Source organism: Roseibium aggregatum, from assembly GCF_017309185.1.
Lineage (GTDB): Bacteria > Pseudomonadota > Alphaproteobacteria > Rhizobiales > Stappiaceae > Roseibium > Roseibium aggregatum_B.
On record NZ_JAEKJZ010000002.1, the window covers coordinates 541,544 to 565,908 of the forward strand.

Below are 24,365 nucleotides of genomic sequence, written 5' to 3' on the forward strand. Positions count from 1 at the left end.
GTTTCTCTCACGACGTGCGGCTCCCCCTGCGCGGCGGCCTGCTACTTGGCGATCTCCTCCTTCTTAGATGCCCCTGAGCGTCGGCTGATCCGCGTTTGTTGCGGAACGGGCACTTAGGGGAGATACTTCGATAAAATCAAATCACGACAGTCCGGATCGCGCCCGTTGCCTTGAGCCAATCGAAAAGGAACGCCGGTCCAAGCCAGGAACGAAACACCATGACTGCCACCCCTGAGAAGGACCAGGTCCGCATCTTCGACACCACCTTGCGCGACGGCGAGCAATCGCCCGGCGCGTCCATGACGCTGGAAGAAAAGCTGCAGATCGCCGAAATCCTCGACGACATGGGCGTCGATATCATCGAAGCCGGTTTCCCGATCGCCTCCAACGGCGACTTCGAAGCGGTCAGCGAAATCGCCAAACGCTCCAAGAATTCCGTCATCGCAGGCCTTGCGCGGGCAATCCACACGGATATCGACCGTTGCGGCGACGCCGTGAAACATGCCGAAAAGGGCCGCATTCACACCTTTGTCTCCACCTCGCCGATTCACCTGCAGTTCCAGATGAACAAGACGGAAGACCAGGTACTCGACATCATCACCGACACGGTGACCCGCTCGCGCAACCTGATCGACGACGTCGAATGGTCGGCCATGGATGCGACCCGAACCCCGATCGACTATCTGTGCCGCTGCGTGGAAGCCGCCATCAAATGCGGCGCGACGACGATCAACCTGCCGGACACGGTCGGCTACGCGACACCGGACGAATACAAGGAAATGTTCGTCCAGATACGCGAACGGGTGCCGAACAGCGACAAGGCGATCTTCTCCGTGCACTGCCACGACGACCTGGGCCTGGCGGTTGCCAATTCGCTCGCCGGGGTCGCCGGTGGCGCGCGCCAGATCGAGTGCACCATCAATGGACTGGGAGAACGTGCGGGCAACGCGTCGCTGGAAGAGATCGTCATGGCGATCCGTACCCGCGGCGACATTCTGCCTTACATGACGCAGATCGATCCGTCCTTCCTGGTCCGGGCGTCCAAGATGGTCGCCGGCGCTTCCGGGTTTGCCGTCCAGTACAACAAGGCAATTGTCGGCAAGAACGCCTTTGCCCATGAGAGCGGCATTCACCAGGACGGCATGCTGAAAAACGCCGAAACCTACGAAATCATGCGGCCCGAAGACGTCGGCGTGAAAGCCACGTCGCTGGTCATGGGCAAGCACTCCGGGCGCCATGCGTTCCGCGACAAGCTGCGCGAACTGGGGTTCGAACTGGGCGACAACGCCCTGCAGGACGCCTTCCGCCGCTTCAAGGATCTCGCCGACCGCAAGAAGCATGTCTATGACGAGGATATCGAGGCGCTGGTCGAGGACGAAATCAACGTCCTGGGCGAAGGCGCCAAGGTGATCGCCCTGACCGTGATCGCCGGAACCGGCGGTCCGCAGAAAGCCATCCTGACCATGGATGTTGGCGGCCAGCACGTCACCAAGGAAGCCACCGGCGACGGCCCGGTCGATGCGACCTTCAACGCCATCAAGGCCATCGTGCCGCACGAGGCGACCCTGTCGCTCTACCAGGTCCACGCTGTTACGGAAGGCACCGACGCCCAGGCGGAAGTCTCCGTGCGCCTGGAAGCCGACGGCCGGATCGCCACCGGCAAGGGCGCCGATACGGATACGCTCGTCGCCTCCGCCCGTGCCTATGTGTCAGCCATGAACAAGCTGGCCCTGCGCCAGCAGACCAGCAATCCGGGCGCACTCGCAGCAGTGTGAAGACAAACGCGTTCCTGGAGACGGTTCAGGCTGAAGCCATCAAGTGGCTGATCGACTTGGACCGTCCGCTGTCTGCTGTCATCCCGGATGAAGCGCATCTGAGATCCGCGACCTGCTCATTTCCAGAGCGAGGCGGATCGAAACAATGCCATTCCAACGAAGGTCCGCGAGTAGCTCCCCGTTCTGCGCCGACGCTTGACCGGGAAAACACTGCATAAATCAAAAGGTCCCGCGTGCGGGGCTCACAGCCGGAACGGCAAGAGGAAGGAATTCCGAAGGCGGAGTGCGCCGCCTAGCCGGTCAAAAGGTAGGACTGCATCGACGGGCTGAACAGCTGGAAAACATCCGCCTGCATGCCTTCAATCACCTTGCTTTCCCGGTGAGCAAAGCCGATTTTCTGAACCACCTCGCGCATGTCACGGTTGTCCGTGCGGACGACGGCGACAAGGTGGGAAAAATAGGTGTTTTCGAAGAACCATGCGGTCAGAGCGGTGCAGAGCCGCTCGGGGAGAGCCTTGTCCTGCTCGACGACATCCGTTCGCAGGCAATGATTCAAGCTGATTTCGGATGTCTCGCTGACCGGCGTGAACCCCGCCCAGCCCAGGAACCGGCCATCGGAAGACACCGCCTTCCATTTGGCGAACCCGAGATCCTTCTGGTTCTTCAAGGAGGACGACACCAGTTCCTCGGCATCGGCCACATCGCAGCCGGTCGAATAGTCCGAACACCGGTTGCCATAGGGATCGGAGTGCAGGCCTTTGACGAGATCAATGTCGGCAAGCGAAAACGGAACAAGGCGAACCGAGCCGCATTCGAGAAAGATCGTCTGCACCTTTTTCCTCCCGAGGGTTGAGAATTTGCCGGCTCGCGGAGAAACCGCCACCGTAAGCTTCAAGGAGACGCGCAGGGCAAAGAAACCCTGAATTGTGCCATCCCGATGATTGCGGGAGTATAGAGGCAAAAGTGGCAAAAATATATCCGTAATACCAACGAGTTATGACATTTCCACACGCTGCAGTGCACACATTACAGGTTGCTATCCTAACGTCATGCGACCGAAAAGATACCATCCGGTTCGATTTCGCAAGACGGATCAATTCGTTGCCAATCCGCCATCTGGTTCCGAAACCAGGTTTCCTGTCGCTTGGCATATTGCCGCGTCGCAACAGTCAGTCTTTCCGCGGTTTTCTCAGTGTCACATTCGCCCGACAAAAAGGTACGAATCTCGGCGACCCCAATGGCCCGCATCGCCGGAAGACTGGCGGGTAGCCCCTTGGCAAGCAGGCAGCGCACCTCTTCGACCCCCTCCTCCGTCAGCATCATTCCGGCGCGCAGGGCAATCCGTTCATGCAGCCAGGGGCGTGGTGGCGCGAGCACAAGCCCCCTGAACCCACCTCTTGGCAAAAACGGCTTCGCCTGCTGTTTTTCCTGCCACTGCGACAGGGGTTCTCCCGTCGCTACAATCACCTCAAGCGCTCGGCTGAGCCGTTGCGGATCGGCGAGCGACGCTGCTCCGTCTGCGTCTCCCGCGGAGGCGAGCGCCTTTTTCAACCCGGCAACGCCTTCCCTCTGCGCAAGCTCTCTGGCCTCTTTCCGGATCTCGTCCGGAATGTCCGGCATATCCGCGAAGCCTTCCGTCAGCGCCTTGAAATAAAGGCCGGTTCCGCCAACCACGATCGGAACCCGGTCCCTCTCCCAGGCGGCTTCGATCTCTTTGACGGCAAGGCGCAGCCAGGCGCCGGTCGAAAAGGCGGTCGCGGCCGACAGGATGCCGTAAAGGCGATGCGGAACCTCGGCCTCTTCCTCCGCCGAAGGCCGGGCGCTCACGATGCGGAGATCTTCGTAAAGCTGCATCGAATCGGCATTGATAACGATGCCGTTTCGCCTTTTCGCCAGTTCCAGCGCCAAAGCGGACTTGCCGCTTGCCGTCGGGCCAGCTATCAGAATGGCGCTTTTACCCGATGTCTGTGTCCCGCCTTCTTCCAAGGATCCGTCCATGTCTCTCGTCGCCACTTTCGTGTCCAAACCGACAGCGCCCGCGGTTGACGAAGACCTTCTCCACCGCGCGGTGGAGGTCCTCGGCGCGAACGCGAAAGCCACCGTTCTGGCCCCCGGCATTGCCGCCGATATCCGGTTTGAGACCTCCGACGCAAGCGGCATTGAGCCTCTCCTGCGCGGCGTGGCCGGGCCGGCACCGGTGGATGTCTTTGTGCAGCCGGAAGACGGCCGCCGCAAGCGTTTGCTGATCGCCGACATGGATTCCACCATGATCCGTCAGGAATGTATCGACGAACTGGCTGCCGAACTCGGCCTGAAGGACAGAATCTCGGCGATCACCGAAAGGGCCATGCGCGGCGAGATCGAATTCGAACCGGCTTTGAGAGAACGGGTCGGCCTGCTTGCGGGTCTCCCCGTCTCCTCCATAGAGGCTGTTCTGAGCAACCGGATTCAACTGATGCCCGGCGGCCGTACACTGGTTCAGACCATGAAGGCGAACGGGGCCTATTGCGCCCTGGTCTCGGGCGGTTTCACGCATTTCACAAGCGCCGTCGCCGCCATGGTCGGGTTCGATGAAAACCAGGCCAACACCCTTCTGGAAGAAGACGGCAAACTCACCGGCAAGGTGAGCGAACCGATTCTCGGCCGCGATGCCAAGCGCGTCCGGCTTGAGGACCTTGTCCGCGAGAAAGGACTGACCCTCAAAGAGACACTCGCCGTCGGTGACGGCGCCAACGATCTCGCCATGATCGAACGCGCAGGCGCCGGTGTTGCCTACCGGGCCAAACCGGCGGTCGCGGAAGCAGCCGACTTCCGAGTCGATCACGGCGATCTCACCGCCCTTCTCTATCTCCAGGGCTACGCGGAAAGCGATTTCGTGCTGAGCTGACTTGCGGGAGAGCGATTACCGGACAGAGGAAACGGAAAAACAGGGTCGCGGCACCCCTGGACCGGGATCACCGCAGCTTGATGTTTATGCCACCCGGGTTCAGAATTTGTAGCGCAGGCCAAGCAGGATGTCGTGGGTCGCGTAGTGGCCGTCCCAGCCCTTGTCGAGGCTGAACGCTGCGGGCACGGAGGCGGAAACAATGTTTCGGCCGGTCTCGAAATCACCAAGGTCGCTGTATCTGTATCCCAGATCCAGGCTAATTCTGTCCGTCAGGGCGATCCCCGCTCCGGCGCCCACTCCCCAGGCGAAATTTGTTGTGTTGCCGCCATCGACAACAATATTGCCCAATCCTGCGACCGTATAGGTCAGGTCAGAGGTCGTATTATAGGCGAAGCCGGCCATCGCTGACACGTTAGGCGTTACCTTGATCTGTCCAATCTCGAACGTGTGAATGTCGAATATGCCGCCGAGCATCAGCGCGTAGGAAGCGACATCCGCTTCGGCCGTTACCTGAATCGGCGCTCCAGGCATCTCGCTGCTGTAGTCATGCCCTTGCCTGGACGTGAACAGCAGCTCGGTTCGGAACCGGTCGGTCACATAGGCGCCGAGACCAACACCGAAACCGGCTCCCGTGCCAAGATCCGAGCTGTCGAAAATCGCTGGAATGCCATTGCTTTCGGGAGCGGTTGTCCCCGTGCTGCCACCGATCGATATCCCGGCTTCCCCCCTCACATAGAATCCGGAGAAAAGCGTGTCGCCGGCCTGCGCTCCGCCGGCAGACAGAGCGATGGCGGACATGAAGGTGGAGAGAGCCAAATGTCTGAAGTTCTTGAGCATGTTCGTCCCAACCGAAGGAATGTGAAGTCGCATGACGGTCGTCAAATACGCAATCTTCACGATCGATATCACGGCTGAACGCGATTCAGACTCGTAATTTTTACCAATGCTAAAATTGGCATACCAGTGTAGCGTTAACGCAACTAGGAGTTGCCGCTCTTCGACTGACAATCATCGGAGAAGACCTATTCGTGCCTCACTCCGGTGTTTGAACGGCCGGTAAGGGACCGGAACCGCCGGCGCGAGCTGATTTCGAGTGGTCGAAGAAAGGCGCAAACAGTGGTTTGATTTTCCGCGCCCCATACTCGGACAGATGATCGTCGTCCCAATAGATCATCCCCTTGTCGTCGTAGACCAGACAATTGCTGCCCGGGCAAAGCGTTTCATGGGGAAGAACGAGCGTCGCCCCGGTTCTCCTGGAAATTCGGTCCAGCATTTCCAGGACTTTCCCGTTCTTCTTGAGATAGTGCTCCCTGGTGGGGCTCATCTCCTTGAGGTCCGGATGGTCTTGCCGAATCATCCGCGAGACCACTGATGGCAGGCTTCGCTTGAACCGGGTTTCAATCAAGGGCACCTGCGCCAGCACCACGACGGTCTTTCCCGAGTCCGTCAGCATTTGCACAAGGTTGAGCAGACTCGATTCTCGAAGCGCCCAGGTTTTCTGCATATCGAGACCGGCCTTGCCCGCCCAGAATTTGGTCTTCGCGAGCCACCGCCCGGCAATGATCACGGTCTTGTAGTCCGGCGACTGCGCGATGAAGCCGGCCTGTTGCCTGGTTAGGGCAACGCAATCCGCGAAATAGTCGAGCGCCGCCAGTTCATCTTCAATCGCGATGCATTGGCTGCGGAAAAAATGTGACGACAGCCCCGCTTCCGCGCTCAAATCGTGAACGGCAGGGGTTATCGCCTGCGCATGCGAGTCGCCCAAAAGCGCGACCGCGGCCGCCCCGTTTCCCGGGGGAGCTCCAAGTGCCTGGACCTCCAGACCGCCAACCGTCTCGTTTTGAAAGTCGCCGCCGAACTCCACGTTCACGAAACGCTGAAAATTGGCGTCCGTCCAGGGAAGAACACCGCGCGACGTAACCGTGTAGCCGGCGAATGCAAGGACAACAGCAAAAGGAACGAGCGACAGTCTCAAGGCGGGCAACAGATCAGGAAACGGCTTCCTACGGAAAGGCTGCTCGACAAAGCGCCACGTCACGTAGGACAGGGCGACGGACAAAAGGCCGATGAGCGTCCTCTCAAAATCGCTCAGCCTCCCGAAATTGTAATAAAGGAAAAAGACGTACAACGGCCAGTGCCACAGATAGAGCGAATAGGAAATCTTGCCGAAAAAGAGAAAGCCCTTCGTTCCCAAGACCTGGTTCACAACCGGAAGACAGGTGCCCGAGCCGGACAAGATGATCAGACCCGTTCCGAGAACGACGGGGAATGTCTTGAGCACATAGGGAAAATCGTCCGGCAGGGCGATCGCAAAGCCGAGCACGATCAGAATGAGCCCGCAAAGGCTCAAGCCGTTTGCGAGCCCTTTGGCGGAAAGCGCTTTTGGCCGCCCAAAAAGCGCCAGCACCGCTCCGGAGAGGAGTTCCCAGGCCCGGACCGGAAACATGAAGAAGGCGAAATCCTGATCCTTGAACACCGCCGGAAAGGACAGGTTCCAGACCAGCGAAAGAACCACGATCGAGGGGATCAGAACCTTCAGGAAGCCAACGCCGCGCCGAAACCCCGCGAGGAGCAGGACCGGAAACACCAGATAGAACTGCTCTTCGACCGAAAGCGACCAGGTGTGCAGCAGTGGCTTCAGATCCGCGGAGGCATCGAAGTAGCCGGCCTCGCTGTAGAACAGGAAGTTCGAATAGAAAAACAGCGCCGCGAACACGCTGCGGGCGAAAGGCAACGCTTCGTTTGGAAGCAGGACCGCCGAGGCCGCGATGCAGGTTACCGTTATCACGGTCAGCAACGCCGGAAGAATCCGGCGGGCCCTGCGCATGTAAAAGTCAATGAAGGAAAACCGGCCTTCTTGCAGGTCGGACAATAGAATGCCCGCGATGAGGTAACCGGAGATCACAAAGAAAACATCGACCCCGAGATAACCGTTAAAGCCGACACTATTTCCGACGTGATAGACAACCACAGACACCACGGCAACAGCCCGCAGCCCGTCTATATCCGCGCGATATTTCAAATACTTAACTCTACCAGAAGGTCAACAGTCAGTCTTGGTATCCCAAACCAGCAAAACAGTCAATATTTCTTCAGGGAAGAGCTTGAAGTCAAAATAAATTCTTTTGAAAACGAATATTGTCAAGTATTTTCAAAACAATACAAGATACAGGTTCGTTTAATCGATGATCCTATCGAGGTGCCGGCGCTACGGCCGCACGCTGCAGCCGGCCGCTCTCCCCCCGTTTCAAGCCTCGCCGGAACAAAAAAGGCGCTGCAGCGGCGCCCTCAGACCGCTGACAAACCCTCAGACGGTCATTCCAGACAAGTGCAGCGGAGCTGCGCGCAGATCCGGAAACCAGAAATCTTCTGCGCCAAACGCGCTCAATATTCAAATTACATCAGATGGATATAAGAAAAGGTGCTCGCTGCCGCTCGCGCTTATCAGCTGGATTCCGGCTCACGCGACACCGCTTCGCGGTGCGCCGGCCGGAATGACTTCGCGAGGTTTTTCGGCAACGAGGGGGCGCCGCAACCGGCGCCCTCCCGTTTGTTCACGCGGTCGCCGTCAGGGTCATTCGTCCTCGATCCGCACCGGCACGAATCGCACGTCGCCGGTCGGATTGGAAAGAAGCAGCAGGGCGGAGCGACGGCCGTCTTCCTTGAGCTTCTTGATCTCCGCTTCGACATCGGCCGGAGTATCAACCGGCTCCTGCGCGACTTCCTTGATGACGTCCCCGGCCATCACCCGCTTTTCTTCCGCGGACGTTCCCGGCTTGACTTCCGTGACGACGACACCGGTGACGTCCTTGTCGATGGAGAACTGCTCCCGCAGGGCGTCGTCCAGTTCGGCAAGCACCATGCCGAGGACTTCGCTTTTTTCCGCCGGCTTGGGTTCCGGTTCGTCCTCTTCCGTCGCGCTCGCCTCGGTCACCGCGTTTTCCTCCAGACGCTCAAGCGTCACGGAAATGGTGACTTCCTCGCCCTTGCGCAGAACGACGACTTCGACCTCTTTGCCGATGGCGGTTTCCGCGACCATCCGCGGCAGCTCTCGCATCGCCTCGACCTCGCGGCCGTCGAACTTCACGATGACGTCGCCCGGCTCGATCTTGGCCTTCGCGGCCGGCCCGTCGTCGGTCACTCCGGCAACGAGTGCGCCCATGGCCTCGTCCATGTCCAGGCTTTCTGCGATTTCGTCGGTGACTTCCTGAATGCGCACGCCGAGCCAGCCGCGACGGGTTTCCCCGAACTCGCGCAACTGGCCGATGACACGCATGGCCGTCTTGGCTGGAATCGCGAAACCGATGCCGATCGAGCCGCCCGACGGGGAAATGATCGCTGTATTGATCCCCACCACATTGCCGTCCATATCGAACAGCGGACCGCCGGAATTGCCTCGGTTGATGGAGGCATCGGTCTGGATGAAGTTGTCGTAGGGGCCGGCGTTGATATCGCGGTTACGGGCCGAAACGATCCCCACCGTCACCGTGCCGCCAAGGCCGAACGGATTGCCGATGGCCATCACCCAGTCGCCGACGCGGATCCTGTCGGAATCGCCGAAATTCACGTCCTTGAGCGGCTTTTCCGGCTCGACCTTCAACACGGCAAGATCGGTTTTCTCGTCGGTGCCGATCACCTCAGCCTTCAGTTTCGTGCCGTCGTTGAAATTCGCCGTCACCTCGTCCGCGCCCTCGATGACGTGGTTGTTGGTGATGATGATGCCTTCCGTGCCGTCGATCACGAAGCCGGAGCCGAGCGACTGCACCCGGCGCGGCTGCTGCTCGTTTTCCCGGTTCTGGCGATTGAAGAATTCCTCGAAGAATTCCTGGAAGGGAGATCCGTCCGGCACCTGCGGCATCGGCACCGAGCGACGGCCCTGGACCGTTTGCGCCGTGGAAATGTTCACAACCGCGTCGGCAAGATCTTCCGCCAGATCGGCAACGGACACCGGTCCCTGAGCCCTGGCGGTCTGAACCGGTTGCACGGCAACCGTTCCGGCGAGTACAAGGCCTGCCGCCGCGAAGGCAATCCGGGACATTGCGCGGCGCATAGATTTTGGAGCCATAAGGCTTTCTCCTCATCCCAGTCGGTTCAACTGTTTTAAGAAGCGCAAACAGTCGTTGGGGGTATAGGCCATGGCCAGATCCTGGCAATGGCCGCTGCATCTAATCAGAATATAGAACGGGCGGGAGTTTTTTACGCCTCCCGCCCGAAAACTTTTCGTTATCCTCGGATGATCCACACAAGAAACAATCCACCGGCCGCAACGGCAAGGCCTGCGATGCGCAGGGTTTGTTCCGGTGTCTCGAGCGCGCTGCGCATCATGTTCTTCATTCCGCCGGGCAAAAGCGCGTAGAGCACGCCCTCAAACACCAGCATCAAGCCCAGCGCAGTGACCAGATCACTCATTGAGCGGCAAGCGAAGGCGACCTGCCGGAAGCCCCCGTGCCGCCGTTGTCATTGCCTGCGGACGGGAACTCTGCTCCGACCGGGTCCTTGAAAAACCGGAAGAAACTGGAGTCGGGAGACAATACCAGGCTCGTGTCGCCGGATTTCAGACCCGACTCATAGGCCTGCATGGAACGGTAGAAGGCGAAGAACTCGGGATCGGCGCCGAACGCCTCGGCAAAGATCTTGTTGCGCTCGGCGTCGCCGTCACCGCGGATGATTTCCGCGTCCCGTTTCGCCTCGGCCACAAGCACCGTCGCGTCGCGATCCGCGCGCGACTTGATCCGGCGGGCGGCTTCCTCACCCTGCGCCCGGATTTCGGTTGCTTCCCGCTGACGCTCGGTCTGCATTCTCGCGTAGATCGCCTGGGAGTTCGCCTCAGGCAGGTCGGCGCGGCGAATCTTGACGTCGATCACCTCGATGCCAAGCTCGGACGCGGCCTGAGACACTTCGTTGCGGATCTCCTCCATCAGACCGGAACGGTCGTCGCGCACGATGGCCTCGAAGGAGGCCTTCGCCACCACGGAGCGGAGAGACGACTGCAGGAAGGTTGACAGGCGCTGATTGGCCTCCGGAATGTTGTTCACGCGCTGATAGAACAGCACGGGGTCCTGAATCCGGTAGCGCGCGAACGCATCGACGACCAGCCGTTTCAGATCCGCGGCGATGACCTCCTGAGAGGACATGTTCAGATCCAGAATGCGCTTGTCGAGATAAATGACGTTCTGGATCGGCCAGGGATACTTGACCTTCAGGCCCGGATCGTCGCTGTCGGACTGGTTCACCACCCGGTCGATCTGACCGAAAGTGAGAACAAGCGCCTGCTGGGTCGGGTTCACCACGAACAGGCAAAGGTAGGCCGCGAAAGCGATGATAATGACAAAGATGCCAAGAATTGTTCCACGCATTACTGGGTTCCTCCCTGACGTGAGGACGGTGCGGAACCGCGCTGGTTCAGATTGTCGAGCGGCAGGAACGGCAGTACGCCGGGACCAGAAGCCTCGCTGTCGATGATGATCTTGTTGTTGCTTCCCAAAACTTTTTCCAGGGTTTCCAGATACATGCGCTCCCGGGTCACGTCCGGCGCGTTCTTGTACTGCTCGTAAATCTTGGTGAAACGCTGGGACTGACCGGTCGCCTCGGCGATGGTCTGATCCTTGTAGGCGTTGGCCGCTTCCAGGACCCGGGCCGATTCACCGCGGGCTTCCGGAACCACCCGGTTGGCATAGGCTTCCGCCTCGTTGCGGATACGTTCCTGGTCGGCGCGCGCGGCCTGAACGTCGCGGAAGGCGTCGATGACCTGCTGCGGCGGGTCAACCTTCTGCATCTGCACCTCGGTCACTTCGATACCCGCTTTATAGGCGTCGAGCGTTTCCTGCATCAAGGTGCGGACATCGTTCTGGATGGTCACACGGTTCTGGGTCAGGATGGAATCGATATTGGTGCTGCCGACCACTTCACGCATGGCGCTTTCGGCAACCGCTTTCACGGTCCCTTGCGGGTTCTGGATGTTAAACAGGAAGTCGTTGATGTCCTGACGCGTGTTGCGGATACGCCACTGAACCTTGAAGCCGACATCGACGATGTTCTCATCGCCGGTCAGCATCAGGCTTTCCTCAGGCACGTCGCGGGCGCGCACCGAGGTACCGACAACGGTTTCCTGAACGCCGACGGTCAGTTCCCGCTGGCGCTGAACCTGCGGCAGATAGACTTCGCCGATTGGATAGGGCCAGTTGTAGTTCAGTCCCGGAGGGGTCTGATCGACGACCTTGCCGAAGACCAGTTCGACACCGACCTCGCCTTCCTGAACGCGATAGAAGCCGGTGGCCAGCCAGACAACGAGAACGACAAGAACGATGATCAGAATACCAAGAGCGCCCAGGCTGCCACCGCCTCCCGGAAGAACGGTCTTCATGCGGTCCTGCGTGCGCTTCAACAGTTCTTCCAGATCCGGCGGCGTTCCGCCACCTCCCCGGTTCGGACCACCACCCCAGGGGCCGTTGTTGTTACCGCCGCCCCATGGGCCGCCATTGTTTCCGCCACCCTTCCAGGGGCCGCCGCCACCTGACTGATTGCTCCAAGGCATCAAAACTTCCTTCTGTGAAATCCGGCAGGCGTTGCCGGACTGTATCGGCTTAGGTTCCCGTTGAACGACAAAAAGCAGAAGAACTCATCGGACTTCAATTTTTAGAAGCACCTTTCACGCTCCGCGGAACGAGGGACGCTCATAGTCTTCACCGTTCTGACTCACCGTTCGTTATAGGGAGGTTACCGGATGCTTTCAACGAAAAGCCCTGGCTCCTCCCTTTCGCGATCTTCGGCGATTTCCCGTGCCGCAGGTGGGGCCCTGGGCCTCTTATGTCAAGGCTGGTGCGGAAAAATGTCCCGCTGCGTTTTTCGGAAGCGGATCACCCCTTCCGGACCATGTCGACATGCGGGATACCGTCTTCGATGTAAATCTCCGAAACGGTTTCGAAGCCAAAGGAACGGTAAAACTCTTCCAGATAGGTCTGGGCGGACAACAGTATCCTGCAACCGGGAACCAGTTCCCGCGCCTTTTCGATGCCGGCCCGCATCAGGAACCGCCCAAGCCCGAGGCCGCGTGCCTGCGGTGCGATGACCACCCGGCCGATCCGTGCCTCGCCCGCCTCCTTGTCGGTGAACAGCCTGATGGCGCCGGCGATCGCGCCTCTCCCCGTCTCCTGCCCGCTTTCCGTCTCCTGAATGAGAAAATGCAGGGCTTCAGGGTCCTTGCCGTCGATATCGGCGAACAGGGAGGCCTGCTCCACGATGAAGACATCCTGCCGCAGCTTCAGAAGATCGTGAACCTCGAGAGCGCCGAGGGCGGTAAATTCGATCCAGCGGCCAGTGAGATGATCTGGGAGCCTCATCCTAGTGAAATTTACGCGCACTCGCGAGAGGCAAACATTTCAGTTTGCGGAGCGTCATCCTCGGCTTGCACGACTTCTCTGCTCTTCAGCTTCTTTTTAAATTGCTCTTTCTGCATTTCACTCAAGAAGTCTACTTTCGGGCTAATGTCGGTATAGAATTGATCAATATCCAAGATCCGGACGTTTTGCATTCTTCGTTCCAGCTCAGTAATCCTGAAAGGATAATCATCATCTTCAGATTTTGAATACTCTGTTTCGCTTATCGTTCTCCACTGCCGCCCATCATACTCAAAATCAAAGTACGCGTCACCGACGACATCAGGAGCAAAAACCTCAGTAAGATAAACCCTGTTACAGAACTTCCTGAACAATTTGTAGATTTGATCACCGCCTATGACAAAAAATTCCTTTTGATCATTTAGGATCGAAAAAAAATCTGCAGCAAAAAATGCCGCTTCAACATTTGTGACAGCTTCTACTGTGTTCGGGAGACCTTCAGTATTCCGGGTTAGGACAATATTTTTTCTATTTGGAAGAGGCCTCCCAATAGAGTCAAAAGTTTTCCGCCCCATGATCACTGCTTTTTTCTGCGTGAGCTCTTTAAAGTTCTTGAGGTCACTTTTCAAATGCCATGGCAGTTGGTTTTCACAACCAATAACGTAATCCGGATAACTACGCGCTACTATGAATGATATCGACGGTAGAGCGATTTTCCGAACAGACATTTTCTTCCCCATGTTGACGATTTTCGACCGACAGATTCAGAAGCCGTTTGATCGATCGTCAGGTCTTTAAGCAGCAAAATTTTTGTCAGAGCGTGTAGCTAAATTATCCGACGACGCAACCCCCTCTTCAAAGCTAAATTTGTTGAGTCTTCAAACGGAGCATCTCTCAGAATGTCTCTCCATTCAATCACCTTAGGATTAGAGTTTTCCAATGTCGCGAAATTTGACCGACTGCTGCCTAAAAAATTCAAATTTCAACAGAGACTTCCAGAAACAATGCACACTGCAAACCAAGTTTCGTCATATCGTTGTCAAATTTATCGTCGTTCAAAATGAGTCAAAAAAACAAATAAACCTGAGGTAGTAAGGCGTGTCCGATTTGATGGAAACCGTTCTGATCGAACGCACCCGGGAGCTGATCCCGGACGCCCTTGTCGAACAAAAACGCATGTTCGGTTCGACCTGCTTCATGGTCAGCGGCAACCTCTTGATCTGCGCCTCCAAGCGCGGTCTCATGGTTCGGGTCGGCAAGGAGCAGGAAGCCGAGGCCCTCGCCAGACCCCACGCCTCCCCGGCCCATCCCTCGGGCCGGCCGATGCCGGGGTTCATCCGGGTCGCGCTGGAAGGTGTTGAAACGGACGAGGACCTGAAGGCCTGGATCGAGCTCGCCAGGACCTATGTCTGCGCCTTGCCGCCGAAGGCCGCCAGGGAGAAAAGGCCGAAGGCATCCAAACACAAACCCTGAAACCATGGAAAAGCGTTGGAAAATACTTGATCCAAAGCGCTTTGGATCTTATCACCGTGCCGTCCTGCCCTCCCAACGCGAGATGAGACCCATGGCCCCGACCCCAGAGCTGGCCCAAGAGCTGGCCCAGCGCTTTCCCAAGGACTTCCTGTTCGGCGTGGCCACCGCCGCCTATCAGATCGAGGGGGCAGCCAAAGAAGACGGCCGCAAACCCAGCATCTGGGACGCGTTCTCGAAAATGCCCGGCCGGGTCTACCAGCGGCACTCGGGCGACGTTGCCTGCGATCACTATCATCGCTTCGAAAGCGACCTCGATCTGATCAAGTCCCTGGGCGTCGGTGCCTACCGGTTTTCCATCGCCTGGCCGCGCATTCTCCCCGACGGCCGCGGCACGGTGAACGACAAGGGCCTGGATTTCTATGACCGCCTGATCGATGGCATGGTGGCCCGCGGCCTCAAGGTCTATCCGACCCTTTACCACTGGGACCTGCCCCTGATGCTGTCGGGCGACGGCGGCTGGACAGCGCGCAGCACGGCGGAGGCATTCGCAGAGTACACCGACGTCGTGGTCCGGCGGCTGGGCGACCGCATGGATGCGCTGGCAACCATCAACGAGCCCTGGTGCATCTGCCATTTGAGCCATCTTTACGGCATTCACGCACCGGGTGAAAAAAGCATGGAGGCCTTCGCCACCGCCCTGCACACGCTGAACCTCGCCCACGGCATGAGCGTTCAGGCCGCGCGCGCCGCCCGCTCCGACCTGCCGATGGGCATCGTGATCAACGCCCATTCCGTCTATCCCGTCAGCGATACGCCGGACGACCGGGCAGCCGCCGAACGCGCCTTCCTGTTCAACAACGATGTCTATTTCTCACCGGTGTTCAAAGGCTCCTATCATCCGGAAGTGCTCGAAGCCTTCGGCGGCATGATGGACATCCGGGACGGCGATCTGGGCATCATCAGCCAGCCGCTCGACTGGTGGGGCCTGAACTACTACACGCCGATGCGCGTCAGACACGATCCGGCGGAAGGGAGCGACTACCCGCGTACCATATCCGTCCCGCCGGAAAAAAGCCCGGACCTGACGGACATAGGCTGGGAGGTCTACGAGACAGGCCTGACGGATCTTCTGAAAGAGCTTTATGCCCGCTACCCGCTGCCGGTCTGTTTCATTACCGAAAACGGCGCCTGCTACAACGACGAGCCGGAAAATGGCGTGATCGACGACCGGCGCAGGATCGCCTATCTGGACAAGCACTTCGGCGCGGTTGCCGATGCCGTGGATGCGGGCGTTCCCGTGAAAGGGTACTTCCTCTGGAGCCTGATGGACAATTACGAATGGGCGGAAGGCTACCGGATGCGCTTCGGCATCGTACATGTCGACTATGAGACCCAGGTGCGCACGCTGAAAAACAGCGCCCTGTGGTACCGCGACCTGATCGGAATTCATGAAGAGGAGCGGTGAGACCGGCGGGGTCGCGTTTCCCCCTTCCGCCCGTGTTCTTCCTATGCCTCCAGAAAACTCCCAAGAATAATCTCGCTCCAGACCTTCGTCGGCGGGATCCATGCGTCCCAGTTGTTGTAATCCCCCGCGAAAACCACCGCGGCGCAATCGGCCTTCGGGCAGATCCAGAGCCGCTGGCCGCCATTGCCGAAACCGGCGATCCAGGCCGTCGGTCCGCCGAAGGCCGGAACGGGCGCCTGGCCGCAAAACCAGAAACAACCGTAGTCAGGCCCCTCTGTCGTGGAAACCAGCGGCCGCGTCGAGGCGACGATCCAGGCTTCCGGAACGACTTGCCTGCCGGCCCACTTGCCGTTGTTCAGGACCAGCCGGCCGATCTTCAAAAGGTTAGGCGCGGTCATACGAAGACCCGAAGCCGGGGAATGGGTTCCATCCGGGCCAGCGGTCCACTCGAAACGGCCGATACCGAGCGGCTCGAACAGGGCCTTTCGGGCAAAATCCGGCAACGGCAGCCCGGTGCCCCGGCGGATAATCTCGCCGATCAACGCAGTCGCTCCGCCGCTATAGATCCAGCGCTCGCCCGGCTCCGCCACAAGCGGCCGGTCCAGAATGTAGCGGTGACGGTCCGGCGCCATTTCCATGGCGATTTCGCTGTTTTCCGGCCCGGTGTAGGGCTTGCTTTCGTCCCATTCCATGCCGAGCGTCATGGTCAGCGCGTGCTCGACCGTCCGGCTCATCCGTTGCGGATCGGCGGCGAGATCGGGATACTCGGGAAAGAGGCTCAGGATCGGCGTGTCCAGCCGGGGCACGAGCCCTCTCTCAAGGGCAATCCCGTAAAGCAGGCTGACGATGCTCTTGGAAACCGAGCGCAGATCGTGCAGCGTGTCCTCCGAAAACGCCACCTCCCCAAGCGGCCGCCCCCAGTTCTCGTCCGGCCCCCTACCGTAGCTTTCCAGAACCGTTTCGCCGGAGCGCTCGGCCAGAACAGCGTGGAGATGGGGCAACTGCCCGGCTTGCTCACCGCTTGTCAGCTTGCGCCCGATCATCGGATCGAAGCCGAGATTTTCGGCGGCGAGAGCATGGGGAGAGAGAGAAAGAGACGCCACAGATTTCATCCGATTGAAGAGAGCACCATCCGCATTTTGACGGAGTTTCTGGCGAATGCGAACCTTTTTCCCGGCCGCTCCATCCAAAAAAAGGGGCAAGTCTGCTTGACCTTCCAGCGGCTGGAGACCCAATGTTTTTCACCGGCCGCACGTTCCGGCAGCAGACAAGCGTTTTCTCGGGACATCACGTCATGGACAGACGATCAATCCTCAAAGCCGCGCTCCTTGGCACCGCAAGCCTGGCGGCGCCATCTTTCTCTTTGGCCCGAACCCCGGACGGCCTCTTTGAGTTGACCGCCGGCAAGGGCCAGGGAAGACTGTACGGCGACGCGGGAGGCCTGTCCGAACTCTGGCTCTACAACGACCGTCTTCCCGGTCCTGAAATCCGGGTCAAGCGCGGCGAGCGGGTCAGGGTCCTCTTCAAAAACACTCTCGATGAACCAACCTCCGTGCACTGGCACGGGATACGGATCGACAATGCCATGGACGGCGTCGCCGGCCTGACCCAGCCGCCCGTGCAGCCTGGCGAGAGCTTCGAGTACGATTTCGTCGCACCGGATGCGGGCACCTATTGGTATCACGCCCACACCATGAGCTGGAACCAGGTCCCGCGCGGTCTTGCGGGACCGCTCATCGTGGAAGACGAAAAGCCTCATTTCCCGGTCAAGCGCGACATCACTCTGTTTTTGAGCGACTGGCGCCTCGACGACAAAGGCCTCCTGGAAACAGCAAGTTTCGGCGCGATGCACGATTTCGCTCACGCCGGACGGCTCGGAAACTGGCTGACGATCAACGGACAGTCCATGCCCGACATCCCCTTGCAGCAGGGACGCTGGCACCGGTTGCGCCTGATCAACGCCTCCGCCTCACGCGTCCTCGACCTGGCTCCGGACCGGTTCGGGGCGCAGGTAATCGGTCTGGACGGCCAGGCTTTCAGCGCTCCGCGAGAGATCTCCGGCACCCTCCAGCTTGCTCCCGCACAGCGCATGGACCTGATCGTACGCCCTGAGAAAACCGGCACGCTTCCCTTCGAGATGATGACGGGCAAGCCTTTCACCTTCGCCAGATTTCAGGTGACGGAGACCGACAGCGAAGATCTGCAACTCACGCTGCCGCCGGCAAACGATCTTGAGGAACCCGATCTTTCCTTCGCCCGGGAGCTGCCGCTCGTCATGGCGGGAGGAGCCATGGGTGGAATGCGTTCCCTGATGCGGGACGGCGTCAGCCTGAACCCCCGCGAAATGATGGAGGCCGGCCTGTTCTGGGCCTTCAACGGCTCCGCCGGGATGGAGGACACGCCGTTTTTCACCGCCAACCAGGGTGAAACCATCGTTCTTGAAAGCCGCAACGACACCGCCTTCCCGCATGCCATTCATCTGCACGGCCATCATTTCAGGGTCCTGGAGCGTAATGGAGTGAAACTGGATCACCAGGACTGGCGCGATACCTTCACCACCGTTCCCGAAGAGACGGTCAAAATCGCCTTTGTCGCGGACAACCCCGGCAAGTGGCTGCTTCACTGCCACATGCTTGGTCATTCGGCGTCAGGCATGATGAACTGGTTTGAGGTGAGCTGACCTTACACCGCGATCGGCGCGGCGATATGCGGAAGCGGATCGTAATTCACCAGTTCGAAATCCGCGTATTTGAAAGCGAACAGATCGGTGACCGCCGGGTTGATCTTCATCTCCGGCAGGGCGCGCGGCGTACGGGTGAGCTGTTCGCGGGCCTGGTCGAAATGGTTGGAATAAAGATGGGCATCGCCCAGTGTATGCACGAAGTCGCCGGGCTTCAGACCGGTTACCTGGGCGATCATCATGGTCAGCAGCGCATAGGAGGCGATGTTGAAGGGCACGCCCAGAAACACATCGGCCGAGCGCTGGTAGAGCTGGCAGGAAAGCCTGCCGTCCGCCACATAGAACTGGAACAGGGAATGGCACGGCGGCAGGGCCATTTCGTCAACCAGCGCCGGGTTCCAGGCGGAGACGATCAGGCGGCGGCTTTCCGGATTGCTGCGGATCATTTCCAGAAGCTTGGCAATCTGGTCGATGGAACGCCCGTCCGGCGCCGGCCAGGAGCGCCACTGGTAGCCGTAAACCGGGCCGAGATCGCCGTTCTCGTCCGCCCAGTCGTCCCAGATCTTGACCCCGTTTTCCTTGAGATAACGGATGTTGGTATCGCCGGACAAAAACCAGAGCAACTCGTGGATGATGGATTTAAGGTGCAGCTTCTTGGTGGTGACCAGGGGAAAGCCATCCGCCATATCGAAACGCATCTGATGGCCGAAGATCGAGCGCGTGCCCGTTCCGGTGCGGTCGCCGCGATCGACGCCTTCCTCGAGGATTTTTGCCAGGAGATCGAGATATTGCTGCACGGCCGGTTCCTTACCGAAAGCGACATTTCCGAATGGGCCTAACTTCGCAGATTTTTGGCAAAACACACCCCCTCCAACGGCCTTTCCCCAGATCCTGTCCCGCGTGGCACCGCTTCGCCGGCAAACCGCCTGCTTTGCGCGAAACCTCTTTCAATTCCTTGCCGAAACCCCTATATCAGGCGTGCTGGGCAACCAGCTATGGCAATAAACGGTCAGTGCAATAAGCCTATCGGACCCGGGGGCGGTACCCGGCGCCTCCACCAAAGCTCATACGGTTGCGGATCAGGAATCGCATGAGTTTCGGCGGGGGCGAAATAGGATCGACGAGGGTGTAAAGACTGCGCTTTTGCTCGGCATTGTACCACCGTTATCGGGCTGTTCTAATAGTTGCAAACGACAACTATGCTATGGACAACGCCGTCGCTGCGTAATGCAGTGCAGGTAGTCCTTTAAAGTCCTGTTGGGTTAGCTCCGGCAGGCGGGGTTCGGAGGCACCTGGCAACAGAAGCCTCCACTTCTTCATTCCCCCACCTGTTATACCGAGCCACAAGGTCGTGAGTGACCCGCCGGGGCAAGTTGGTGTAAGCTTGTCTCGAGAAACGCATTCTTCGGGTATCCCTTGGAAAAGAGCCTTTTCTTTTTGATCCCGGCCCCGCAATGTGGTCCTGATAAACGACTGTTCCAACGAGATTCGACAAAAGCTGATGTCTGAAGACCTACTGCGATACGACATTCTGATCCAGGACGCGCTGCGTGGCGCCGTCAAGAAGATCCTTGCCGAGGTCGGACGCACCGGGCTGCCCGGAGAACACCACTTCTACATCGCCTTCGACACCAACGCCCCCGGCGTGCGCATCTCCCAGCGCCTGAAGGAGCGGTATCCGCAGGAGATGACCATCGTCCTGCAGCACCAGTTCTGGGACCTTGCCATCGGCGAGCATGCCTTCGAGGTCGGACTGTCCTTCGGCGGCGTCCCGGAAAAGCTGCTGGTGCCCTTCTCCGCCATCAAAGGCTTCTTCGATCCGTCCGTACAGTTCGCTCTGGAGTTCGACCCCGGCAAGACCGCGGAAGAGCTTCCCGAGGAATTGCTCGAGGCCGTCGAAGAACTTGCCAAGGCCGAGCAGGAGCTCGCCGAAGGCGAGGCATCCGAGAAAGGCCCGTCCAAACTGAAGGAAGCCGCCTCTTCCGACAACGAAGGCGGGGAAAAGCCCGAAGCAAAATCGCCTGAGAACGACGGCGGCGGCGAAGTCGTTTCCCTGGATGCCTTCCGCAAGAAGACCTGACCGGCAGAACTTGAGGACCTCATGAGCGCGGACATCGTCAATCTGCGCCAGGCGCGCAAGGACAAGAAACGCCGGGACAAGGACAAGGCGGCTGAAGACAACCGGCGCAAATTCGGCCGCACCAAAGCCGAACGCGAGACCGCCCGCCGAAACCGCCAGGATCTGGAACGTCAGGTCGAGGGCCACAAACTCGACAAGTCCCACCCCTCGGACGGCGATGACGGCGCGTAGTCACCCATGGCGCTGATCAAACGCTCGCTGTCGCTGCACGCCCACCGGACCAGCCTGGCGCTCGAGCTGGAATTCTGGCAGGTGGTGGATGACTGCGTCGAAGCGGAAAACCGGTCGCTTGCCGGTCTGATCGCCGAGATCGACGACAGCCGCGATCCGGATGACCCGCTCTCTTCCGCTGTCCGGGTCTGGGCGCTGAACCGCGTCAAAGGAAACCGCCCGTAGTGCATGTTGCGATGGCGGCCCGTGAAGCCCAGGCGGCAGACCCGAAGCTCCTGTAGCTGCGGGGCTCTGAGCGACGCAGCGCCCAGAGCCCCGCAGGACATGCGTGTGTTTAAGCGCGGGTCGACTTCACGATGTTCATGAACTCCAGCGCACGGCCGGCATCGACCGCATTCCAGGTGTGCCCGTCAACCTTGAGGGAAGACCCGACAATGCAGCCGTCCGCGATCTTGAGCACATCGGCCACGGTCGCGTGCTTGACCCCGGTGTTGGCAAGCACGGGGGTGTCCGGCAGCGCTTTCTTGACCGCTTCGAGATCGTTCATCTCGGCCGCCTCGCCGGTGATCGCACCGGAGACGAGCACCGCGTCGGGAATCGAGGAGAACACAGCCGAGCGCGCGCGATCCGGCAGCGGGCGAGCGTCAAGCGAATGGGCGAACTCGGCCGAAACGTTGTTCAGGATGACAAGGTCCTTGCGATCGAGCCGGCGTGCTTCGCGCATCGCACGACCGGCGTTCGGCGTCCAAGGCCCCATGTCAGAGGCATAGGTTCCGGTGAAGATCTCGCGCACGAACGAGGCGCCCGTCGCCGCGGCCAGGGCAACCGTCGCATCGGGATCCCACAGGACGTTGACGCCGAAGGGCTTGCGGATCTTCTCGCGCAGGCGACCGATCACAAACGCCATTGCCGAGGTGGTTGCGACATTCACCTCCAGTTCGTAGGGCCGATCGTTCTCGTTGCCGAACATCACGGCGTCGACATCGGCGGCCTGAAGGGCATCCAGATCCTTCAGGGCGGCCTGATAGATCCCTTCGACACCGGCATTGGCGTCGTAAAGCGGGGTACCGGGCATCGGGTTGAGGTGCACCATTGCGATAACGGGCTTGATCCCCGGGAAAAGCGACCCGAATTTCATGGCAAGTCTCTCCTTTGACCCCGCCTCAGGCGGAGTTCGGTTAAAGCGGAAACGGAAGCGGCCTCAGGTCTTTCTGCGTTCCAGCAGAAAGAAGAAGACCACCGTGATGAGAAGAACGATCAGGAGCAGGATGAAGGCGGCAGCGCTGCCCTCGTTCAAGGCAAGCCCCTGAAAGGCGCGTTTATAGGCAAAGAAGGACAGCAGCTCGGTCGAGACGCCGGGGCCGCCCTTGGTCAGGATGTAGATCAGATCATAGGTGCGAAACTCGTTGATCAGCTGGATCACCACCGCGATCATCGCGACCGGACGCAGCAGCGGCAAAGTGATGTACCAGAACTGCTGCATGGGACCTGCGCCATCGACCTCGGCCGCTTCGTACGGATCGCGCGGCAACGAGGCGAGCCCGGCCGAAAGCAGGAGGATGACGAATGAGGTCTGCTGCCAGATATCGATGAAGATCATGGTTTTCAGCGCCAGTCCCGAATCGCCCAGCCAGTCGATCATCGGCAGGCCGAGCCCGGCCAGCGTCTGGTTGACAATGCCCAGATTGGGCTGCAGCAGCATTCGCCAGATCAGGGCGACGGCGACAGGAGACATGGCCATCGGCAGGGTGAGCACAGCGAAATAGACACCACGCATCGCGACCACCTGGCGCAGCATGAGCGCAATGCCGAGCCCTACGACGAACTCGCCCATCACTGTGGCAACCGAATAGCGCAAGGTTATGCCGAGCGAATTCCAGAACAGCGGCTCCGACATGATCGCGAGGAAATTTCCGAAGCCGGTGATGGTCAGCGCCGGACGGATAAGCGTCATGGAAGAAAGCGAAATGGCGGCCGCGTAAAGCACCGGCAGGCCCATGACGATGGCCAGCATCGTCAGGCCCGGGCCGGCAAAGCCCCATCCTGCGCGCATCATGTCGGTCGTTTTCGTGCTCATCGGGTCTCTTTCGGCCGGCTGCAACCGGGAGGCGAGCGGGACGTATCCCGCCCGCCTCCGCGATTTGCGTTACTTGTTCATCAGGTCGGTAAGGCCTGAAGAGGCAGCTTCGAGCGCGTCGGAGACGGTCGCATCGCCGCTGGCTGCGAGCGAGACCTGGGTGCCAAGAGTGTCTTCGTACTGCGCCGAATAGGTGAAGATCGGGAAGGATTTCCCGCTTTCGACCACAGCCATGGCGTCCTTGTAGAACGGGTATTTCGCCAGGACATCCGGGTTGGTGTAGACCTCGGCCTGCACCGGCGCGTGACCCTCCATTGCACGAGCTACGGCGACGTCCTTGCTCTGAACCCAGGTGATGAACTTCCAGGCGGCATCCTTTTCTTCCTGCGGAACGTTCTTGGCGATGCCCCAGCCCCAGCCGCCGCTTTCGCCGTGGCCGCCCGGCATGACCGACAGCGCCACCTTGCCTGCGACATCCGGACAGGTTTCGGCATTGTCGATCTGCGGCAGCATCCACCAGTAGGTGACCATCGAGAACGCTTCGCCCGAGCACATCAGCCGCATCGTGTCATCGAGCGTGGCCGAAAGAGCCCCGGTCTGCGCGGCGTTGTTGATCGCGTCCTTGTAGAGGGAAAGCGCGGTCTCGCCCGCCTCGCCCGCCAAAACGACGTTGCCGTCGGCATCGAGATATTCGCCGCCCGCGGAAAACAGGTAGTTGGAGAATTCCATCGCGTTCGGGTCACCCTTCTGACCCTGCATCGCGGCGCCGTTGACCTTGCCGTGCGCCTTCATGAACTTGGCGATCTCGACATATTCCTCGAGCGTCCCGGGCGCCTTCAGCTCCTGGCCGGTCTCCGATTTATAGGCCGCCTTGAGATCCGCGTCATTGAGCAGGTCGGTGCGGTAGATCAGGCCCATCGAATAATTGTACATCGGCACGAGGGGCATTGATTCCTGGGTGTTGCCCAGAAGATCCATCGTCGAGGGAATGAAGGCCGACATGTCGAAGCCGGATTCTTCGGCATAGGGCTTGAGGTCTTCCAGCCAGCCGGCAGCCGGGAATTCGCCCGCCCAGAGGAAATCCACCTCAAGCAGATTGTAATCACTTTCTCCGCTGACAAGTTGCGCCACCAGCTTGTCGTGCATGTCGCCGTAGCCGACCTTTTCGAACTCGACCTTGATGCCGGTCTTTTCTTCGAATTCGGGAAGCATCTTCTCGATGATCGCCGTTTCCGGAACGTCTTCCATGAGCGCTTTCAGCGTGACGCCGTCAGCCAGAGCGGTACCGCCGAAAAGGGAAGCCGCAAGTCCAAGTGTCAGCGGGAAACAGGTCTTTTTCATTTCAATATCCTCATCTGTAA

Annotated in this window: 23 protein-coding genes and 1 other RNA gene; 9 read left to right on the forward strand and 15 right to left on the reverse strand. The window is 59.5% G+C overall.

All coding sequences use genetic code 11. The annotated features are described in order from the left end of the window. Positions 1-218: 218 nt before the first annotated feature. Positions 219-1,775: a 2-isopropylmalate synthase gene (locus tag JF539_RS14675; RefSeq protein WP_207141408.1), complete on the forward strand. Its 1,557-nt coding sequence runs from the start codon at positions 219-221 to the stop codon at positions 1,773-1,775. Between the two features lie 292 nt (positions 1,776-2,067). On the opposite strand, the gene JF539_RS14680 is transcribed toward JF539_RS14675, so the two are convergent. Together JF539_RS14680 and miaA are read right to left on the reverse strand one after the other, a co-directional pair. Further along, the gene (locus JF539_RS14680) at positions 2,068-2,607 is read right to left on the reverse strand and encodes a GNAT family N-acetyltransferase (RefSeq protein ID WP_209017297.1); all 540 of its coding nucleotides are present in this window, start codon (positions 2,605-2,607) and stop codon (positions 2,068-2,070) included. Positions 2,608-2,822: 215 nt separating this feature from the next. Further along, positions 2,823-3,773, reverse strand: a complete 951-nt coding sequence (gene miaA, locus JF539_RS14685; protein WP_207141409.1) for a tRNA (adenosine(37)-N6)-dimethylallyltransferase MiaA — start codon at positions 3,771-3,773, stop codon at positions 2,823-2,825. Between miaA and serB the strand changes: the two genes are divergently transcribed. After that, the gene (gene serB, locus JF539_RS14690; RefSeq protein WP_207141410.1) at positions 3,772-4,662 is read left to right on the forward strand and encodes a phosphoserine phosphatase SerB; all 891 of its coding nucleotides are present in this window, start codon (positions 3,772-3,774) and stop codon (positions 4,660-4,662) included. The two genes, miaA and serB, sit on opposite strands and share 2 nt — an antisense overlap. Positions 4,663-4,761: 99 nt before the next feature. On the opposite strand, the gene JF539_RS14695 is transcribed toward serB, so the two are convergent. The 8 genes from JF539_RS14695 to JF539_RS14730 form a co-directional block, all read right to left on the reverse strand. After that, the gene (locus tag JF539_RS14695; protein WP_207141411.1) at positions 4,762-5,499 is read right to left on the reverse strand and encodes an outer membrane beta-barrel protein; all 738 of its coding nucleotides are present in this window, start codon (positions 5,497-5,499) and stop codon (positions 4,762-4,764) included. 196 nt (positions 5,500-5,695) lie between these two features. Next, positions 5,696-7,684: an acyltransferase family protein gene (locus JF539_RS14700; protein WP_207141412.1), complete on the reverse strand. Its 1,989-nt coding sequence runs from the start codon at positions 7,682-7,684 to the stop codon at positions 5,696-5,698. Between the two features lie 552 nt (positions 7,685-8,236). Beyond that, on the reverse strand, positions 8,237-9,727 hold the full coding sequence (locus JF539_RS14705; RefSeq protein WP_207141413.1) for a DegQ family serine endoprotease: 1,491 nt from the start codon (positions 9,725-9,727) through the stop codon (positions 8,237-8,239). Between the two features lie 158 nt (positions 9,728-9,885). Continuing rightward, positions 9,886-10,071: a DUF2065 domain-containing protein gene (locus JF539_RS14710; RefSeq protein WP_207141414.1), complete on the reverse strand. Its 186-nt coding sequence runs from the start codon at positions 10,069-10,071 to the stop codon at positions 9,886-9,888. Then, positions 10,068-11,018 (reverse strand): protease modulator HflC, encoded by a 951-nt coding sequence (gene hflC / locus JF539_RS14715; RefSeq protein WP_207141415.1) that lies wholly within the window; start codon positions 11,016-11,018, stop codon positions 10,068-10,070. Before hflC ends, JF539_RS14710 begins: the two co-directional genes overlap by 4 nt. Next, entirely contained in the window at positions 11,018-12,196 is a 1,179-nt protein-coding gene (gene hflK / locus JF539_RS14720; protein WP_207141416.1) for an FtsH protease activity modulator HflK, read from the reverse strand. The genes hflC and hflK overlap by 1 nt, the downstream gene beginning before the upstream one ends. Positions 12,197-12,518: 322 nt before the next feature. Then, positions 12,519-13,001, reverse strand: a complete 483-nt coding sequence (locus JF539_RS14725) for a GNAT family N-acetyltransferase (protein WP_207141417.1) — start codon at positions 12,999-13,001, stop codon at positions 12,519-12,521. A gap of 11 nt (positions 13,002-13,012) precedes the next feature. Further along, the gene (locus JF539_RS14730) at positions 13,013-13,726 is read right to left on the reverse strand and encodes a dihydrofolate reductase (RefSeq protein ID WP_207141418.1); all 714 of its coding nucleotides are present in this window, start codon (positions 13,724-13,726) and stop codon (positions 13,013-13,015) included. 370 nt (positions 13,727-14,096) lie between these two features. Here JF539_RS14730 and JF539_RS14735 point away from each other — a divergent pair, with 370 nt between their 5' ends. Next, positions 14,097-14,471: a TfoX/Sxy family protein gene (locus JF539_RS14735; RefSeq protein ID WP_207141419.1), complete on the forward strand. Its 375-nt coding sequence runs from the start codon at positions 14,097-14,099 to the stop codon at positions 14,469-14,471. 91 nt (positions 14,472-14,562) lie between these two features. Then, positions 14,563-15,936 carry a GH1 family beta-glucosidase gene (locus JF539_RS14740; RefSeq protein WP_207141420.1) on the forward strand — a complete coding sequence of 458 codons (1,374 nt, stop codon included), beginning with the start codon at positions 14,563-14,565 and terminating at the stop codon, positions 15,934-15,936. A gap of 41 nt (positions 15,937-15,977) precedes the next feature. On the opposite strand, the gene JF539_RS14745 is transcribed toward JF539_RS14740, so the two are convergent. Further along, positions 15,978-17,048, reverse strand: coding sequence for a serine hydrolase domain-containing protein (locus JF539_RS14745; protein ID WP_207141421.1), 1,071 nt, complete (start codon positions 17,046-17,048; stop codon positions 15,978-15,980). 182 nt (positions 17,049-17,230) lie between these two features. Between JF539_RS14745 and JF539_RS14750 the strand changes: the two genes are divergently transcribed. Then, entirely contained in the window at positions 17,231-18,616 is a 1,386-nt protein-coding gene (locus JF539_RS14750; protein ID WP_209017298.1) for a multicopper oxidase family protein, read from the forward strand. Positions 18,617-18,618: 2 nt separating this feature from the next. On the opposite strand, the gene JF539_RS14755 is transcribed toward JF539_RS14750, so the two are convergent. Beyond that, a complete protein-coding gene (locus JF539_RS14755) occupies positions 18,619-19,413 on the reverse strand; it encodes a thymidylate synthase (protein WP_207141423.1) in 795 nt (264 codons plus the stop codon). Positions 19,414-19,557: 144 nt separating this feature from the next. On the opposite strand from JF539_RS14755, the gene ssrA reads away from it, so the two are divergent. The 4 genes from ssrA (at position 19,558) to JF539_RS14775 (ending at position 21,152) form a co-directional block, all read left to right on the forward strand. Then, positions 19,558-19,929, forward strand: a transfer-messenger RNA (tmRNA) gene (ssrA, locus tag JF539_RS14760). Between the two features lie 188 nt (positions 19,930-20,117). Then, complete coding sequence (locus JF539_RS14765; RefSeq protein WP_207141424.1) at positions 20,118-20,696, forward strand: SspB family protein; 579 nt, start codon at positions 20,118-20,120, stop codon at positions 20,694-20,696. A 21-nt stretch (positions 20,697-20,717) separates the two neighbouring features. Then, positions 20,718-20,927 carry a DUF4169 family protein gene (locus JF539_RS14770; RefSeq protein ID WP_207141425.1) on the forward strand — a complete coding sequence of 70 codons (210 nt, stop codon included), beginning with the start codon at positions 20,718-20,720 and terminating at the stop codon, positions 20,925-20,927. 6 nt (positions 20,928-20,933) lie between these two features. Continuing rightward, positions 20,934-21,152, forward strand: coding sequence for a ribbon-helix-helix domain-containing protein (locus JF539_RS14775; RefSeq protein ID WP_207141426.1), 219 nt, complete (start codon positions 20,934-20,936; stop codon positions 21,150-21,152). Positions 21,153-21,261: 109 nt separating this feature from the next. Here JF539_RS14775 and JF539_RS14780 read toward each other — a convergent pair whose 3' ends face one another. The 3 genes from JF539_RS14780 to JF539_RS14790 all read right to left on the reverse strand — a co-directional run bounded on the left by JF539_RS14780 (position 21,262) and on the right by JF539_RS14790 (position 24,345). Then, positions 21,262-22,065, reverse strand: a complete 804-nt coding sequence (locus JF539_RS14780) for a BtpA/SgcQ family protein (RefSeq protein WP_207141427.1) — start codon at positions 22,063-22,065, stop codon at positions 21,262-21,264. 63 nt (positions 22,066-22,128) lie between these two features. Beyond that, complete coding sequence (locus JF539_RS14785; protein WP_207141428.1) at positions 22,129-23,004, reverse strand: carbohydrate ABC transporter permease; 876 nt, start codon at positions 23,002-23,004, stop codon at positions 22,129-22,131. Positions 23,005-23,073: 69 nt separating this feature from the next. Then, complete coding sequence (locus JF539_RS14790; protein WP_207141429.1) at positions 23,074-24,345, reverse strand: extracellular solute-binding protein; 1,272 nt, start codon at positions 24,343-24,345, stop codon at positions 23,074-23,076. Between the last annotated feature and the right edge of the window lie 20 nt (positions 24,346-24,365).